Here is a 15,894-nt window from a genome sequence, read left to right on the forward strand (position 1 = left end):
CCGGCAGCACGCCTGGATCAGAGACATGGCCGGAGGGAACACCCCGATCTGTCTTGTGCCCCCTGGCCGGGGGCGCCCAGGCGAGGACTTTGAACCATTCCGCCTTCCGGCTGCACCAACGTCGCGTATGTCGGTGAGAACCGCGACCAAGGAACGCGTGATGAAGGCTCTGAAAGGATCGATCTGCGTTGCAGTCACGGCGCTTGCCTTGAGCCTGTCGTTCGGCGTGCCATCCTATGCCGACGAGGACGAGGCGGGCACGCTGACCCGGCAGATGAAGGAGCTTTATCGGGCCGGGAAGTACATGGAAGCGCTGCCTCTGGCCCAGAAGTCGCTGGCCCTCCGCGAGAAGGAGTTCGGCCCTGATGATGCGCACGTCGCGATGCCGCTGAACGACCTCGGCACGATCCATTACAATCTCGGCCAATACGCCGTTGCCGAACCGCTGTACAAGCGCGCGCTGGCCATCCGGGAGAAGACACTCGGTCCGAATCACGCCGAAGTCGCGATGGTGCTGAACAATCTCGGCGATCTCTATCGCGCGGAAGAGCGTTACGCGGAAGCGGAGCCGTTACTCAAGCGCTCGATCGCCATTGGCGAGAAGCGCGATAATCCGTCGATCGTGCCGGCGTTGAGCAATCTCGGCGCGGTCTACAGCCATCAGGGCCGGTACGATCAGGCCATACCGCTGTTCAAGCGAGGCCTCGCCGTGCTGCAGAAGGCGCTCGGCCCCGGCGATCCCGAAGCCACGGTGCTGATGAACAATTTGGCCGACGCCTATATCAATCGGCATCGCTATGCCGATGCCGAGCGGCTGCTGAAGCGGTCGATGGCGGTGACCGAGAAGGCGTTCGGCCCCGATCATCCCGACATCGCGCAGGCGCAGAACAATCTGGCTGCACTCTATGGGCGTCAGGGCCGTAACGCGGAGGCCGAGCAGCTGTTCAAGCGGTCGGTGGCCACCTTCGAGAAAACCCTCGGCCCCAACCATCCGGATCTCGCCGGCGTTCTGGATAACCTCGCCGGTCTCTACAAGTATCAAGGCCGCTATGCCGATGCCCAGCAGGTCCTGAAACGGTCGATGGCCATCCGGGGCAAGACAAGGCCGATCTGAGGAGCAGCGCAGGATGCGACGAGGGAAGGCGCGATGAAGGCGCTGAAAGCATCGATCCGTGTTGCAGTCACGGCGCTTGCCTTGATCCTTCCGTTCGGCGTGCCATCACATGCCGAAGAGGACGAGACGGACGCGCTGACGCGGCAGATGAAGGAGCTTTATCGGGCCGGGAAATACATGGAAGCCTTGCCGTTGGCTCAGAAGTCTCTGGCCCTTCACGAAAGGGAGTTCGGCCCTGACGATGCGCGCGTCGCGATGCCGCTGAGCGACCTCGGTACGATCCATCACAATCTCGGCGAATACGCCGTTGCCGAGCCGCTGTACAAGCGCGCGCTGGCCATCCGCGAGAAGACGCTCGGTCCGGATCACGCGGAAGTCGCAATGGTGCTGAACAATCTCGGCGATCTCTATCGCGCGGAAAGACGCTACGCGGAAGCGGAGCCGCTCCTGAAGCGATCGATCGCCATCGACGAGAAAGTGCTCGAACCCGACGATCCGTCCATCGTGTTGCCGCTGTGCAATCTCGGCGCCGTCTACAGCAGCCAGGGCCGCTACGATCAGGCCGAGCCGCTGTTCGAGCGGGGCCTCGCCGTGCTGCAGAAAGCGCTCGGCCCCGACGATCCCGAAGCCACGGTGCTGATGAACAATTTGGCCGATACCTACACCCAGCAGCATCGCTACGCCGATGCCGAGCGGCTGCTGCAGCGGGCGATGGCCGTGACCGAGAAGGCGTACGGCCCTGATCATCCCGACATCGCGCAAGCGCTGAACAATCTCGGTGCGCTCTACGGGCGTCAGGGACGCAACGCCGAGGCCGAGCGGCTGTTCAAGCAGTCGGTGGCCATTTTCGAGAAAACCTTCGGCCCTGATCATCCGGATCTTGCTGGCGTCCTCGACAACCTCGCCAGCCTCTACAACAATCAAGGTCGCCACGCCGATGCCGAGCAGGCCCTGAAACGGGCGATGGCCATTCGAGGGAAGACAAGGCCGATCTGAAGAGCGCGCAGGGTGGTCAAGCGAGGTGTTCGCGGTCGGCCGAAGAGCGAAGGTGTAACCGAAGCCACCGAACTTCGTCGCATCGTTAGCGAGCATCGCGAGAGCGCGATGAAATGAGGCTTGATCGTTCCAATAACGGAGGTGCGTTCCCTCTCCCGCTTGCGGGAGAGGGTTGGGGAGAGGGTGTTTCCGCAATGGGACAATCCCCAAGTGGAGAAAGCCCTCACCCGGCGCTGCGCCTTAGCCGAGGCCTTGCCTCGGCGTTCTTTGAGACGACAGCCGCCAAAGGCGGCCTATGCCTCTCCCGCAAGCGGACGAGGTGAACGAGCCCGCGGCAATACGACTTTCCTGACTTTTTTGCGCATTGATGCCGCACCATGTCGGCATGGACCGCCCTCGATCGTCCTTGGGTGGACACGCCTCGGACGTGCCGGAGATGACCCGGCACACGTGATGTGATTTCGTCAATTCGAGCCGTCAAATTGCAACTGGAGCAATGCCAATGAGGATCACCGTCGAAACCAGCGTAGCCGCCCCGATTGATCAGGTTTGGCGCGCCTATACGACGCCAGCCGACATCGTGAACTGGAATACCGCGTCCGACGACTGGCATACGACCAGGGCGACGGTCGACCTGCGGGAGGGTGGCGCCTTCTCGTCGCGGATGGAAGCCAAGGACGGCAGCATGGGTTTTGACTTCGCCGGCACCTACACGAAAATCGTCGAACACCAGCGGATCGAATACGCGTTCGGCGATCGCAAGGCCGAGGTCGAGTTCGTGCCGGGCGCGAAAGGCGTTGTCGTCCGCGTCGTCTTCGACGCCGAGACCACGCACTCGGTCGAACAGCAGCAGGGCGGCTGGCAGGCAATCCTCGACAATTTTGCACGCTACGTCGAGGCGAAGAAGAGGATGCCGTGAGGTGAGCCTACGCGAGCACGGCTTTCGTAGGGTGGGCAAAGGCGCGGAGCGCCGTGCCCACCATCTCTTCGTGATCCCCGACAGGTGGTGGGCACGCTTCGCTTTGCCCACCCTACGAACCGATCGCGCTTGCCGAAACCGACCTCGCGCGGCCTTGGTCAACACGTCGGGAACGGGACGAAAAGACCGGCCGTCCGCGGGCTTGCATGCATCGACTTGCATCAGTCGATCATTCTATCACCCCGTCCGCGCGGGCCAGCATTGTAGCAGGAACTTCGATCCCGAGTGTCTTTGCAGACTTGAGGTTGATGAACAGTTCATACTTGGTCGGTTGCTCGACCGGCAGATCCCCGGGCTTGGCGCCCTTGAGGATCTTATCGACGTAATCAGTGCATAGCCGGTTCAAGTCGATGATATCCGCTCCGTAGGACAGTAGCGCACCGAGTTGAACAAATTCCTTGCCAATGGCAAAAAGCGGCAGCCGATGTTCTGCGGCGAGCTCGACGATGCGCTTGCGTGCAATGAAGAACATCGGGCTGGGAAATAGGAAGAATGCATCGGCGCGCGCGCCCGCATGCGCGGAAAACGCCTCGCCCAGCCCGTCAGGATCTTGGACAGCAATGAGTTGCAAATGAACGCCTACGGTTTTTGATGCTGACTCCGCACCGCTGATCATGCCTTGAATTGTAGACTTGCCGTATGCAGCCGGGTGCCAAATCGCTGCTATCCGAGATGCCTTGGGCAAAGCTTCCTTCAATTGCGCGAGCCGCTTGGGAACAAGCTGCGGGCCGATGAAGGTCAGTCCGGTGATGTTACCTCCTGGTCGGGCGATGCTGGCAACGAGTCCGTCTTCGATTGGGTCGCCCATAACTGGCACAACAACAGGAATCGATTTGGTGGCTTGCTGCACGGCCCGCGCAGCAAGCGAATTCGCTGCAACTATAAGAGCAGGATTCAGACGGACGAGGTCACTCGCCAACGCCGGGAGTTGTTCGACCTTTGAATCGGCTGCTCGAAGCTCTACGATGATATTCTCGCCGTCGATATAACCGCGTTCGCGTAGTCCTTGCTGAAAGGCAGCCACCGAAGTGCGGGTTTGCTCGATCGAGCCGGTGGTCAAGAAGACAATATGGGGGACTTTCTTTGGCTGTTGCGCGCGAGCAAGGGGTGACCAGGCCGCCGCGGCACCGATCAGTGCGAGAAGCTCGCGTCGCTGCATGACAGCTCCGTTCATGGATGAAATGATCGGTACTTTAAAAAATGCAGATGGACGATCGTGCTGGCTCATCCGGCCTGCTGCGATGATGCCACCATACCCCTGTTTTGCCCGACGGAGCAAGCCGACTTCGTAAAATCGAAAAAAGCACAGTGCCGCCAAGGGGGCGGCTACTGTGCATGGGGTTGTTTTCGCGCTTTTTTGTTTGCCGCCTGTTTGCCGGCCTCGGCGACCGCGCCGGCCCGTCCCGAGCGTCGCCTCAGCTGTCCACCTTCAGCGCGGCGATGAAGGCCTCCTGCGGGATGTCGACCTTGCCGAACTGCCGCATCTTCTTCTTGCCTTCCTTCTGCTTCTCCAGAAGCTTGCGTTTACGCGTGATGTCGCCGCCGTAGCATTTTGCGGTGACGTCCTTGCGCAGCGCGCGCACCGTCTCGCGCGCGATCACCTTGCCGCCGATCGCCGCCTGGATCGGGATCTGGAACATGTGCGGCGGGATCAGCTCCTTCATCTTCTCGACCATGGCGCGGCCGCGCCCTTCGGCGCGAGTGCGGTGGACCAGCATCGAGAGCGCATCGACCGGCTCGGCATTGACCAGGATCTGCATCTTGACGAGGTCGGCCGGCTTGTAGTCGGTGAGGTGATAGTCGAACGAGGCGTAGCCCTTGGAGACCGACTTCAGGCGGTCGTAGAAGTCGAACACCACTTCGTTCAGCGGCAGGTCGTATTTCACCATGGCGCGGGAGCCGACGTAAGTGAGCTCCTTCTGCGCGCCGCGGCGGTCCTGGCACAGCTTCAGGACGCTGCCGAGATATTCGTCGGGCGTCAGGATCGTCGCCTCGATCCAGGGCTCGTCGATCTCGGCGATCTTGACCACGTCGGGCATGTCGACGGGATTGTGGATCTCGATCTCGGAGCCGTCGTTGAGCTTCATCCTGTAGATGACGCTCGGCGCGGTCGCGATCAGATTGAGATCGAACTCGCGCGACAGCCGCTCCTGGATGATCTCGAGGTGAAGAAGCCCCAGGAAGCCGCAGCGGAAGCCGAAGCCGAGCGCAGCTGACGTCTCCATCTCGAAGGAGAAGCTGGCGTCGTTGAGGCGCAGCTTGCCCATCGCGGCGCGCAGCGTCTCGAAGTCGTCGGCGTCGACCGGGAACAGGCCGCAGAACACCACGGGGATCGCCGGCTTGAAGCCCGGCAGCATCTCGGCGACCGGCTTCCTGTCGTCGGTGATGGTGTCGCCGACGCGGGTGTCGGCGACTTCCTTGATCGCGGCGGTGATGAAGCCGATCTCGCCGGGGCCGAGCTCCTCGACCTGCTGCATCTTCGGCGTGAAGAAGCCGACGCGCTCGACGTCATAGGCGGCGCCGGTGCCCATCATGCGCACGCGCTGGCCCTTCTTCATGCTGCCGTCGACGATCCGCACCAGCACGACGACGCCGAGATAGACGTCGTACCAGCTGTCGACCAGCAGCGCCTTCAGCGTGGCGTCGCGGTCGCCCTTCGGCGGCGGCAGGCGGGTGACGATGGCTTCCAGCACGTCGGGCACGCCGAGGCCGGTCTTGGCCGAGATCATCACCGCATCCGAGGCGTCGATGCCGATGACGTCCTCGATCTGCTGCTTGACCTTCTCGGGCTCGGCCGCGGGCAGGTCGACCTTGTTCAGGACCGGGACGATCTCGTGATTGTTGTCGAGCGCCTGATAGACGTTGGCGAGCGTCTGCGCCTCGACGCCCTGGCTGGCGTCGACCACGAGCAGGGAACCTTCGCAGGCCGCCAGCGACCGCGAGACCTCGTAGGCGAAGTCGACATGGCCGGGCGTGTCCATCAGGTTGAAGATGTAATCCTTGCCGTCCTTGGCGCGGTAGGCGAGGCGCACCGTCTGCGCCTTGATGGTGATGCCGCGCTCGCGCTCGATGTCCATGGAATCGAGCACCTGCTCCTTGCCCGCCATTTCGCGGTCGGAAAGGCCGCCGGTCATCTGGATCAGGCGGTCGGCCAGCGTCGATTTTCCATGGTCGATATGGGCGACGATGGAGAAATTGCGGATGTTGGAAATGGGGACGGTCGTCATGGGCGCGGGATACCACTCACATCCCCGTGCGGCAACCATATTGCTGTATTTTCAGGGCCTTTGTTCACGCCAAGCTGATTCCATGAGGGGCGAAAACGCGCTACGCACGGCCCATGTCCACGACCTCTCTTCCCTCCTCCAGAACGCGGGCAAAGAGCCGCTTGAGTTACGACCGCTTCCGGGCCTTCCTGGTTGCCTGCGCGGTCCGCCCCGAGGCGCGCCTGTGGCTGGTGATCCAATTCGCCCTCCTGCATGCGGTGCTCTGGACCTTCATCCTGATCAATCTGAAGGCGGCGCAGGACGTTCACATGGACGTCGCAGAAGCCTGGGGCTGGGGCCAGAAATTCCTCTGGGGCTATGGCAAGCACCCGCCGCTGTCGGGCTGGGTGGCCGGCCTCTGGTTCGCGGTGTTCCCGGCGGCGGATTGGGCGACCTATGCGCTGGCGATGGCAACGGTGAGCATCGGCATGGTGCTCTGCTGGCTGATCGCCTTGCGCGTGGTCGATGCGCGCCGCGCGTTCCTGGTCGCGGTGATGATCGCGCTCTACCCGATCTTCAATTTCAAGGGCTTCAAGTACAACCCGGACCTGCTCCAGCTCGTCACGCTGCCGCTCCTGGTGCTCGCTTATCTCAACGCCTTCGAGAAGCGGAGCTGGCAATCCGGAATCCTGCTCGGGCTTGCCGGCGCGCTGGCGCTGATGACCAAATATTGGGTGCTGACCATGATCGGCGCGATCGGGCTCGCCGCGCTGATCCATCCCAACCGGTTGCGCTTCCTGTCGTCGCCCGCGCCGTGGGTCGCGATCGCCACGATGGTGGCGGCGATGATCCCGCACATCGTCTGGCTGGCGGATGCGCATTTCGTGCCGCTGACCTATGCCGGCGACACCTACAGCCTGCAGGACAAGAGCCAGGTGCATCAGCTCGTCGCGGGCTATGTGCTGCACAATTTCGCGCTGCTGGCCTTGTCGGTGGCGCTCGCGGCACTCGCCATGGCGCTGGTGCCGCCTTGGGTCAAATTGCTGCTGGGGGCGCCCTTGCGCATCGTCACGCGCGCCTGGTCGCGCGGCGCCAATGCGGGCGTCAATGTCTCGCAGGCGCTGAACGTCTGGATCATCCAGCTCATCGTCGCGTTCGGCCCGCCGCTCGGCGCGCTGGTGTTCAGCATCTACATGAAGACCGATTGGGGCATCTCGCTGTTCTTCCTGGTCCCGCTCGCGCTGGTCGCGATCCCGACGCTGCGCGTGCAGAGCGCCGCGCTGTTCAACATCGCGGCGATCTGGCTCGTGCTCAGCGCCGCGACGCTTGCGGCCTCGCCCCTCATCGCCGCGCGCGAGATGGAGGCCAATGCCGGCAACACCGCAACCTACGGCGCGCGCTCGGAGCTGGCGCGCAAGCTGACTCAGGAATGGCACATGCGCTTTGCCTCGCGCTGGGCGGTCGTTGCCGGCACCATGGAGTCGATCCAGCCGATGGTGTTCTACAGCCCGGATCACCCCGCAGCGTTCACGCCGAACGAGCCGTGGAGCTCGGGTCTGACGTCGCTCGACGACGTCAAGAGATACGGCTTCATCGGCGTGTTCGATCCGACCGATGGCCGCCTGCCTGCATTCGAGAAATGGGTGTCGGAGGTTGCGCCGAACGCCGAGCGCATGGTGATGAGCACGCGCCGCTTCACGAGCGGCAAGGCCGGCCCATCGATGAGCTGGAACGTCTACATCGCGCCGCCGGGGAAGTAGCCGCGCTGCCGTAGTGCCGTAGGGTGGGCAAAGGCGCGAAGCGCCGCGCCCACGAACTTTCAATGATCATGAGATGCGGTGGGCACGCTTCGCTTTGCCCACCCGACGGTGCCGAGCGCGTGGCTCAGACCCCCTCCTCGTTGAACTTGCTCTCCACGAGCTCCGTGATCGCCGCGAGCGCGGCTTCGGCGTCGGTCCCTGCCGCCGCCACCGTGATCGTCGTGCCGGGACCCGCGGCGAGCATCATCAGGCCCATGATCGAGGTGCCGCCCACTGTCTCGCCGCCGCGCGTGACCCACACCTGCGCGTCGAAGCGCTCGACCGCCTGGACGAATTTCGCCGAGGCGCGCGCGTGCAGGCCGCGCTTGTTGATGATCAGGAGATCCTTGGAGATCGCGCCCGCGGGCACGCCGGTCGCGGCTTGTGGCGCCTCCTCGCTCATTTGCCTGCGAGCACGCGGCTGGCGATGGTGACGTATTTGCGGCCGGCTTCCTGCGCCATCGCGATCGCGTCGGGCAGCGGTCGCTCCTCGCGCACCTTGGCGAGCTTCACCAGCATGGGCAGGTTGATGCCCGCGAGCACTTCGACCTTGGGCCGGCTCATGCAGGATATTGCCAGGTTCGACGGCGTGCCGCCGAACATGTCGGTGAGGATCGCAACGCCGTCGCCGGAATCGACGCGATTGACCGCCTCGATGATGTCGCTTCGGCAGAGATCGGAATCATCCTCGGCGCCGATCGTGATCGCTTCGATTTGCTTTTGTGGGCCCATGACATGCTCAAGCGCCGCCTTGAATTCGTCGGCAAGGCGCCCGTGGGTCACAAGTACTAGACCAATCATCGGAAAACTCCTCGCGGGCGCTTTTGGTGCACCGCACGAACGCGCCACTTTGACCATCCAGAGCCCCCGCGCAAGAGGGGATGTTGCGTATCTCCCTGAATCTATACGGATGGATGAGGGGAGCTGCGCCGGTCTATTCGGTCGCGATAGTGGGGTTCATATGGTTACCATTTCCCTTCAAACAATCGCCTGAAGGGTTAACGGAAGATGAACTCTTGGTAGTGGTCAAGGCCGCAACAACCAGAGGAAGGGGCGAATAGTCGCGGGCAACGGGGATTCGCGGTATTTCGACACCAAAAATGCTGGTTTTCAGGGCTTCGGCCGGCGGCAGCCGCTCGGCGTCCGCGGCGGCCAGATCGACCACGAGACCGACGGTCGCATGCTCCACGAAGTCGCAGCGGCGGATTCCGAGGCCCCGGATCTCGATCAGGCCGGCCAGGCGAGACGCGGGGCGGACCTCAATTTCATGGCCGAGTGTCGCCAGATGGACACGGTCATCGCCGACCAGCACGGCGCTTTCCACAACGCCCGAGCGTCCGGCCATGATCAGATCGAAGGCAAGCCGCGACTTGCCGGACCCCGAGGGCCCGCGGATCAGCACGGCGAGTGTCCCGACCTTGACGGCGGAGGCGTGAACGCTGGGCCCGCCGTCACTCATAGCGCCGGCAGCCTCACCACGAAGCGCGCGCCGGCAATCGTCGGAGTGCCGTCGGCGTCCGGCGGGCCAGGGCGGTTCTCTGCCCAGATCCGTCCGCCATGAGCGTCGACGATCTGCTTGGAGATCGACAGGCCGAGGCCGGAATTCTGGCCGAAGCCCTGATGCGGACGGTCGGTATAGAAGCGCTCGAAGATGCGCTCCAGCGCGTCCTCGCGAATGCCGGGGCCGTCGTCGTCGACCACGATCTCGATCTCGGAGCGCACGCGCCGGCAGGTGAGGCGCACCTTGCTGCCGCGTTCGGAGAAGGATTGCGCGTTGGAGAGCAGATTGGAGACGACCTGCCCGAGCCGGGAATCGTGGCCGCTCACGGCAAAGGTGTCGGTCGGGCTGCGGCCCTCGAAGCGTGTCTCGACCGCGACGTCGTGGCCGAGCTTGGTTTCGTTGGCGACGGACACCAGCGTGGTCAGCAGGCGGCGCAAATCGACCGGGATCGCATCCTGGCGCTGCAGTTCGGCATCGAGACGGCTGGCGTCGGAGATGTCCGAGATCAGCCGGTCGAGCCGCTTGACGTCGTGCTCGATCACCTCGAGCAGGCGCGCGCGGCTGTTCTCGTTGCGCGCCAGCGGCAGCGTCTCGACCGCCGAGCGCAGCGAGGTCAGCGGGTTCTTCAATTCATGGGCAACGTCGGCGGCGAACATCTCGATCGCCTCGATGCGGCTGTAGAGCGCGCTGGTCATGTCGCGCAGCGCGCCGGAGAGGTGGCCGATCTCGTCGCGGCGGCGGGTGAAATCGGGGATTTCGATGCGGGCCTTGATGCGGCGACGGACGCGCTCGGCGCTGTCGGCGAGCCGGCGCACGGGACCCGCGATCGTGCTCGCCAGCAGGAGCGACAGCATGATCATGACGGCGGCGGCGACGCCGCCGACCTTCAGGATGGCGAGGCGCTCGGCGGTGACCATCTGGTCGATGTCGTCGCCTTGCGTCGACAGCATCAAGGCGCCGTGGATGGCGCGCGAGCGCAGCACGGGGACCGCGACCGAGACGATCACCTCGCCGCGTGCATTGACCCGCACCATCGAGCGCTTCTGGCCCTGCAGGGCGTCGCCCACTTCGGCATAGCCATTGCCGTTCTCGGGCCCGAGCTCGCGATAGAGCGGCAGGTCGCCGCGGTTCAGCCAGGTGCGCACCGCGACCTTGCCGCGCTCGATGATGCCGGGTTGCTCGGCCGGTGGCGGCAGCGGAAAGCGCAGCACGTTTTCGAGGTTGCGGCTGTCGAGCAGCAGGCTGCCGTTGGGATCGTAGATGCGGGCGCGCGTCTTGGTCGGCGAGATCAGGGTGCGCAGCACCGGCGCGACGCGCTCCGGATTGATCGGGAAGTCCAGCGGCGAATACTCGTCCGAGCCGCCATAGGTCTCGCCCGGCTTGAGGTCGAGCAGCCGGTCGGGATCGATGGTGATGGCGTTGGTCTGCACCGTGGCGGAGGCCGCGATCGCGCCGGCGATGATCTCGGCCTGGACCAGGAGGCTCTGGGCGCGCGCGTCGATCAGGCCGGCACGGAATTGCGACAGGTACAGGATGCTCGCCACCAGCGCGACGAGGCCGGCGAGGTTGAGCGAGACGATGCGGCGGGTGAGGCTCGAGAAGGACAGCGCGAAGAAGAACTGCCCGGCGCGTTTCAGCCAGTTCAGCGGCCGGAAGCCTTGCGGCTTGTCGTCGGCAACGTGCTCCTGAACGCCGTCGGATGCGAGATCCCCGGCGCTCTGGTTAGGCTCAGGCTGCGTTCGGTCAAGCAATGCTTACGCCCGCGTTAGGACGGCCCGTGCGAAGGTCCCCGCATCCTAGAGCGATCCTCGTCCCGATGGAACGAGAACCGGAGATGCTCTCGATCGCGCTGGAGGGTGCGCCTCAGGCTTCCTTGAAACGGTAGCCGACGCCGTAGAGCGTCTCGATCATCTCGAACTCGTTGTCGACCACCTTGAACTTCTTGCGCAGCCGCTTGATGTGGCTGTCGATGGTGCGGTCGTCGACATAGACCTGGTCGTCATAGGCGGCGTCCATCAGCGCGTTGCGGCTCTTCACCACGCCGGGCCGGGTCGCGAGCGCCTGCAGGATCAGGAATTCGGTGACGGTGAGCGTCACCGGCTCGTTCTTCCAGGTGCAGGTATGGCGTTCCGGATCCATGCGCAGAAGGCCGCGGTCGAGCGCCTTGGCGTCGTTCTCCTTCGGCGCGACGGTCGGGTCCTTCGGCGCCGAGCGGCGCAGCACCGCCTTGACGCGCTCGACCAGCAGACGCTGCGAAAACGGTTTGCGGATGAAATCGTCGGCGCCCATCTTGAGGCCGAACAGCTCGTCGATCTCCTCGTCCTTGGAGGTGAGGAAGATCACCGGCAGGTCGGACTTCTGCCTGAGACGGCGGAGCGTCTCCATGCCGTCCATGCGCGGCATCTTGATGTCGAGGATGGCGAGATCGGGCTGGGTGGTCCGGAAACCGTCGAGTGCGGAGGCACCGTCGGTGTAGGTCATGATACGGTAGCCTTCGGCTTCCAGCGCGATCGAGACGGATGTGAGAATGTTGCGGTCGTCGTCGACCAAAGCGATTGTGGGCATGAGCCTCTCTGCTTTCTGCTTTCCGTTTGGGTCGTGGCTTGAAACGGCGAGCGATCCAGTGATGCGCCGCATACATGGGTGCCGAAGTGGCGTTCGAACCTTGTCACCGAGCAATGCAAGCTGGGCTGAAGTGTGACCAAGTTCCACGAGACACGGCAGATTCGCCGCGTCTCGACCCATAACCGGGCCCCCGTTTACCCGAAAAAAGGCCCACCTTGCAACCACCTGAGCTGAGAAAGCCGATGCAACCGACCCCCGATTTCGACCCCGCAAGGCTCGCCAGATCGCTGCTGAGGCGGTCCCGGCAGGGGGCCTTGGCGACGCTGATGACCGGCAGCGGCGATCCCTATTGTTCCCTGGTCAATCTCGCCAGTCATCCCGACGGCTCGCCGATCCTGTTGATCTCGCGCCTTGCCGTGCATACCAGGAACATCCTCGCGGACTGCAGGGTCTCGCTGATGCTGGACGAGCGCGTGGCCGGCGATCCCCTGGAAGGCGCCCGGATCATGCTGTCGGGCCGGGCCGAGGAGGCCGATTCCGACAAGGATCTGCTCCAGCGACGGTATCTCAGTGCCCATCCCTCGGCGGAAAGCTTTGTTTCCTTTAAGGATTTCTCCTTCTTCCGGATCCGGCCCACGGGAACCCATCTGGTCGCCGGCTTCGGCCGGATCGTCGACCTCAAGCCCGAGCAATTCCTGACCGACCTCACCGGCGCCGAGGACTTGCTGGCGGCGGAGTCGAGCGCCGTCGAGCACATGAACGCAGACCATCGCGATGCCCTGAATCTCTACGCAACGAAGCTGCTCGGCGCCGCCGAGGGCGACTGGCGCTGTACTGGCTGTGACCCTGAAGGCCTCGACATGCAAGACGGGCAAGCCGCGCTGCGGCTGGACTTCCCGGAGCGGGTGACGGATGGCACGGGCCTGCGCAAGATGCTGGTCCGCCTCGCTGGCGAGGCGCGCACGAGGATGGACCAGGGCGCAACCGCTTGAACGCCGCTACCGATCGCCGCGACCCATGACCGTGACGGTTGTCGGGTACGCAGCGAGAGGGGTCATGACGCGTCGACGTTTGGCATGGACTGCGGGTCTGGCGCTCGCCATCACCACCCTGCTGGCTACCCCGGCCCTCGCCCAAAAGGGCGACCTCGCCGCACAGGGGGCGCGAATCAACGCGCTCAACCAGGCCGGCAAATATGCGGAAGCGCTGCCCCTGGCGCAGGCCATGGTCGCGAGCCTGGAGAAGGGCAATGACGGGCGCGAGCTCTCTGCGGCGCTCAACAATCTCGGCCAGGTCTATGCCGGGCAGGGCCGCGACGATCTGGCCGAGCCGGTCTACAAGCGCGCGATCGCGCTGATGGAAAAGTCGCTCGGCCTCGACACCGCCTTGATCTCGCCCGAACTGACCAATCTCGCCGCGCTGTATCAGCGGCAGGGCCGCTTCACTGAAGCCGAGCCGCTGTTCAAGCGCGCGCTCGCCGTCAGCGAAAAGAGCCTGTCGCGCGAGCATCCAGATGTCGGCCGGGCCCTCAACAATCTCGCCACGCTCTATGTGAAGCAGGAGCGCTTTGCCGATGCCGAGCCGCTGTTCCGGCGTGCGCTCGCGATCTATCAGAAGGCCGCAGGTCCCGAGCATCCCGCGGTCGCCACGGTCCTGAACAACATCGGACAGGTCGAGCGCGACCTCGATCGCGACGCCGATGCCGAGGCGCCGATCAAGCGCTCGCTCGCAATCCGTGAAAAGGTGCTGGGGCCGGACCACCCCGACGTCGCGCGCTCGCTCAACAATCTCGCCGGGCTCTACCAGCACCAGCAGCGTTATGCCGATGCCGAGCCGCTGTATCGCCGCGCGCTGGCGATCCGCGAGCGTGCGCTCGGGCCCGATCACCCTGATGTCGCGACCTCGACGAGCAATCTCGCCGATTTCCTGCAGGCGACGGGACGGACGGCGGACGCCTTGCCGTTGGCGCAGAAGACGCTCGCGGCCAACCGGGCGCAGCTGCGTGTCGTGCTGCCGATCCTGTTCGCGGCACGGCAGCAATCGCTGCTCGCGAGCGAGAAGGCGCTCGACGACGCCCTCGGTGCGATCCAGCGCGGCTCGCAATCCTCTGCCGCTTCCGCCGTGAACAAGCTCGCGGTGCGGCTCGCCGCCGGCAGCGACCGGCTCGCCGAGCTCGTGCGCAAGGATCAGGATCTCGCGGCCGAGTCCGAAGCGCTCGACAAGGCGATCATCGCTGCGGTGTCGAAGCCATCGGCCCAGCGTGACGTCGCGGCCGAGCAGCGCAGCCGCGCGCGGATCGCGGCGATCGCGAGCGCGCGCAACGGATTGCAGAAGACGCTCGCGGTCGAGTTTCCCGACTATTCCTTGCTTTCCAACCCGCTGCCGCTGACCGTGAAGGACATCCAGCCGCTGCTGGCCTCCGACGAGGCGATGGTGGTCTATTCCGTCGTCGACAGAAGGAGCTATGTCGTCGCGATCACGCGCGAGCGCGTCGACTGGAAGGAGATTCCGCTCGAAGCGGACGCGATCACGCAGAAAGTCACCGCCTTCCGCAGGGGGCTCGATGTCGGCAAGGCGCGCGATGCCTCCGGCAAATCGGGATTGTTCGACCTCGCCCTCGCCAACGAGCTCTATGTCGCGCTGCTCGGCCCGGTCGAGGCGCTGACCAAGGACAAGCGCAACCTGCTGGTGGTGCCGTCGGCGGCACTGACCGCATTGCCGTTTCATCTGCTGGTCACGGAGAAGCCGCAGGCTGCGATCCCGGACCGGCTCGAGAGCTACCGCAGTGCTGCCTGGCTGCTGCGGCGCCAGGCCGTCTCGGTGCTGCCGTCGGTGATCAGCCTGAAATCGCTGCGCGCTTTTGCCCGCAGGGATCAAAGCATCAAGCCGATGACCGGTTTCGGCGATCCCGTGTTCAACCCTGCGGCCGAAGGGCCTGCCGACCGGCGCGCCGCGAGCGGCAAGGTCGCCGCACGCAGCATTGCGACGATCGCCTATGCCGACTTCTGGCGCGGCGCCGGCGTGGATCGTGCGCGGCTGGCCCAGGCACTGCCGCAACTGCCCGATACGGCCGATGAATTGAACGCGGTGGCGAGGGACGTCGGCGCGGCTGAGGGCGATATTCATCTCGGCCGCGACGCCAGCGAAACGACGCTCAAGCGTGCAGCGCTTGCCCAATACGGCATCATCTACTTTGCCACCCACGGCCTCGTTGCCGGCGACGTCAAGGGATTGGGGGAGCCCTCGCTTGCGCTCTCCATCCCCGACCAGCCGACGGAGCTCGACGATGGTCTTCTCACCGCGAGCGAAGTGGCCCAGCTCAAACTCAATGCCGATTGGGTTGTGCTATCCGCCTGCAACACCATCGCGGGCGACAAGCCCGGTGCCGAAGCGTTGTCGGGATTGGCGCGCTCGTTCTTCTACGCAGGCGCCCGCGCGCTCTTGGTGTCGCATTGGGCCGTGGATTCGGAGGCTGCGACCCGCTTGACCACATCGACCTTCGAGCTGCTCAAGAACGAACCGAAGCTCGGTCGTGCCGAAGCTTTGCGCCGCGCGATGTTAGCCTATCTCGATGATGCCTCGTCGCCACGCAACGCTTATCCCGCGATGTGGGGGCCGTTCGCGCTGATCGGCGAGGGTGAGGTAAGATAGGGCGTCGGCGACGCGATTGTGCGTCGCAATAACCGGGCATAACGCGCAAACGTGCATTTGGTTGCGCGATCATCAGCACTTTC

At 64.5% G+C, this 15,894-nt stretch carries 13 protein-coding genes; 6 read left to right on the forward strand and 7 right to left on the reverse strand.

Annotated elements, in window-relative coordinates; genetic code table 11:
- The first annotated feature begins 160 nt into the window (after positions 1 to 160).
- From ACNJYD_RS03965 to ACNJYD_RS03975, 3 genes are all read left to right on the forward strand, one after another.
- Entirely contained in the window at positions 161 to 1,114 is a 954-nt protein-coding gene (locus ACNJYD_RS03965; protein WP_439365440.1) for a tetratricopeptide repeat protein, read from the forward strand.
- Positions 1,115 to 1,147: 33 nt separating this feature from the next.
- Positions 1,148 to 2,110 (forward strand): tetratricopeptide repeat protein, encoded by a 963-nt coding sequence (locus ACNJYD_RS03970; RefSeq protein ID WP_439365441.1) that lies wholly within the window; start codon positions 1,148 to 1,150, stop codon positions 2,108 to 2,110.
- Between the two features lie 502 nt (positions 2,111 to 2,612).
- On the forward strand, positions 2,613 to 3,029 hold the full coding sequence (locus ACNJYD_RS03975; protein ID WP_439365442.1) for an SRPBCC family protein: 417 nt from the start codon (positions 2,613 to 2,615) through the stop codon (positions 3,027 to 3,029).
- Between the two features lie 229 nt (positions 3,030 to 3,258).
- Here the strand turns inward: ACNJYD_RS03975 and ACNJYD_RS03980 are convergent, their stop codons facing one another.
- The gene (locus ACNJYD_RS03980; protein WP_439365443.1) at positions 3,259 to 4,317 is read right to left on the reverse strand and encodes an ABC transporter substrate-binding protein; all 1,059 of its coding nucleotides are present in this window, start codon (positions 4,315 to 4,317) and stop codon (positions 3,259 to 3,261) included.
- Positions 4,318 to 4,504: 187 nt separating this feature from the next.
- A complete protein-coding gene (gene lepA / locus ACNJYD_RS03985) occupies positions 4,505 to 6,316 on the reverse strand; it encodes a translation elongation factor 4 (RefSeq protein ID WP_439365444.1) in 1,812 nt (603 codons plus the stop codon).
- 113 nt (positions 6,317 to 6,429) lie between these two features.
- Between lepA and ACNJYD_RS03990 the strand changes: the two genes are divergently transcribed.
- Positions 6,430 to 8,055 (forward strand): glycosyltransferase family 39 protein, encoded by a 1,626-nt coding sequence (locus ACNJYD_RS03990; RefSeq protein WP_439365445.1) that lies wholly within the window; start codon positions 6,430 to 6,432, stop codon positions 8,053 to 8,055.
- 124 nt (positions 8,056 to 8,179) lie between these two features.
- Here the strand turns inward: ACNJYD_RS03990 and ACNJYD_RS03995 are convergent, their stop codons facing one another.
- The 5 genes from ACNJYD_RS03995 to ACNJYD_RS04015 form a co-directional block, all read right to left on the reverse strand.
- Positions 8,180 to 8,497 carry an HPr family phosphocarrier protein gene (locus tag ACNJYD_RS03995; protein ID WP_036014186.1) on the reverse strand — a complete coding sequence of 106 codons (318 nt, stop codon included), beginning with the start codon at positions 8,495 to 8,497 and terminating at the stop codon, positions 8,180 to 8,182.
- On the reverse strand, positions 8,494 to 8,895 hold the full coding sequence (locus ACNJYD_RS04000) for a PTS sugar transporter subunit IIA (protein ID WP_007597752.1): 402 nt from the start codon (positions 8,893 to 8,895) through the stop codon (positions 8,494 to 8,496). The genes ACNJYD_RS03995 and ACNJYD_RS04000 overlap by 4 nt, the downstream gene beginning before the upstream one ends.
- A 133-nt stretch (positions 8,896 to 9,028) precedes the next feature.
- Entirely contained in the window at positions 9,029 to 9,553 is a 525-nt protein-coding gene (locus ACNJYD_RS04005) for an HPr kinase/phosphorylase (protein WP_439365446.1), read from the reverse strand.
- Positions 9,550 to 11,346 carry a sensor histidine kinase gene (locus tag ACNJYD_RS04010; RefSeq protein ID WP_172786662.1) on the reverse strand — a complete coding sequence of 599 codons (1,797 nt, stop codon included), beginning with the start codon at positions 11,344 to 11,346 and terminating at the stop codon, positions 9,550 to 9,552. Before ACNJYD_RS04010 ends, ACNJYD_RS04005 begins: the two co-directional genes overlap by 4 nt.
- A 112-nt stretch (positions 11,347 to 11,458) precedes the next feature.
- Positions 11,459 to 12,160 (reverse strand): response regulator transcription factor, encoded by a 702-nt coding sequence (locus tag ACNJYD_RS04015; protein WP_008542552.1) that lies wholly within the window; start codon positions 12,158 to 12,160, stop codon positions 11,459 to 11,461.
- 242 nt (positions 12,161 to 12,402) lie between these two features.
- Here ACNJYD_RS04015 and ACNJYD_RS04020 point away from each other — a divergent pair, with 242 nt between their 5' ends.
- Positions 12,403 to 13,152, forward strand: a complete 750-nt coding sequence (locus ACNJYD_RS04020) for a HugZ family protein (protein WP_439365447.1) — start codon at positions 12,403 to 12,405, stop codon at positions 13,150 to 13,152.
- 64 nt (positions 13,153 to 13,216) lie between these two features.
- The gene (locus ACNJYD_RS04025; RefSeq protein ID WP_439365448.1) at positions 13,217 to 15,811 is read left to right on the forward strand and encodes a CHAT domain-containing tetratricopeptide repeat protein; all 2,595 of its coding nucleotides are present in this window, start codon (positions 13,217 to 13,219) and stop codon (positions 15,809 to 15,811) included.
- The last annotated feature ends 83 nt before the right edge of the window (positions 15,812 to 15,894 follow it).

This window comes from Bradyrhizobium sp. SPXBL-02, from assembly GCF_051853065.1.
Classification (GTDB): Bacteria; Pseudomonadota; Alphaproteobacteria; order Rhizobiales; family Xanthobacteraceae; genus Bradyrhizobium.

Excerpts from the sequence above, each read along its gene's own strand:
- ACNJYD_RS03965 (WP_439365440.1), top strand. The coding sequence starts at position 161 with ATGAAGGCTCTGAAAGGATCGATCTGCGTTGCAGTCACGGCGCTTGCC.
- ACNJYD_RS03970 (WP_439365441.1), top strand. The coding sequence starts at position 1,148 with ATGAAGGCGCTGAAAGCATCGATCCGTGTTGCAGTCACGGCGCTTGCC.
- ACNJYD_RS03975 (WP_439365442.1), top strand. The coding sequence starts at position 2,613 with ATGAGGATCACCGTCGAAACCAGCGTAGCCGCCCCGATTGATCAGGTT.
- ACNJYD_RS03980 (WP_439365443.1), bottom strand. The coding sequence starts at position 4,317 with ATGAGCCAGCACGATCGTCCATCTGCATTTTTTAAAGTACCGATCATT.
- lepA (WP_439365444.1), bottom strand. The coding sequence starts at position 6,316 with ATGACGACCGTCCCCATTTCCAACATCCGCAATTTCTCCATCGTCGCC.
- ACNJYD_RS03990 (WP_439365445.1), top strand. The coding sequence starts at position 6,430 with ATGTCCACGACCTCTCTTCCCTCCTCCAGAACGCGGGCAAAGAGCCGC.
- ACNJYD_RS03995 (WP_036014186.1), bottom strand. The coding sequence starts at position 8,497 with ATGAGCGAGGAGGCGCCACAAGCCGCGACCGGCGTGCCCGCGGGCGCG.
- ACNJYD_RS04000 (WP_007597752.1), bottom strand. The coding sequence starts at position 8,895 with ATGATTGGTCTAGTACTTGTGACCCACGGGCGCCTTGCCGACGAATTC.
- ACNJYD_RS04005 (WP_439365446.1), bottom strand. The coding sequence starts at position 9,553 with ATGAGTGACGGCGGGCCCAGCGTTCACGCCTCCGCCGTCAAGGTCGGG.
- ACNJYD_RS04015 (WP_008542552.1), bottom strand. The coding sequence starts at position 12,160 with ATGCCCACAATCGCTTTGGTCGACGACGACCGCAACATTCTCACATCC.
- ACNJYD_RS04020 (WP_439365447.1), top strand. The coding sequence starts at position 12,403 with ATGCAACCGACCCCCGATTTCGACCCCGCAAGGCTCGCCAGATCGCTG.
- ACNJYD_RS04025 (WP_439365448.1), top strand. The coding sequence starts at position 13,217 with ATGACGCGTCGACGTTTGGCATGGACTGCGGGTCTGGCGCTCGCCATC.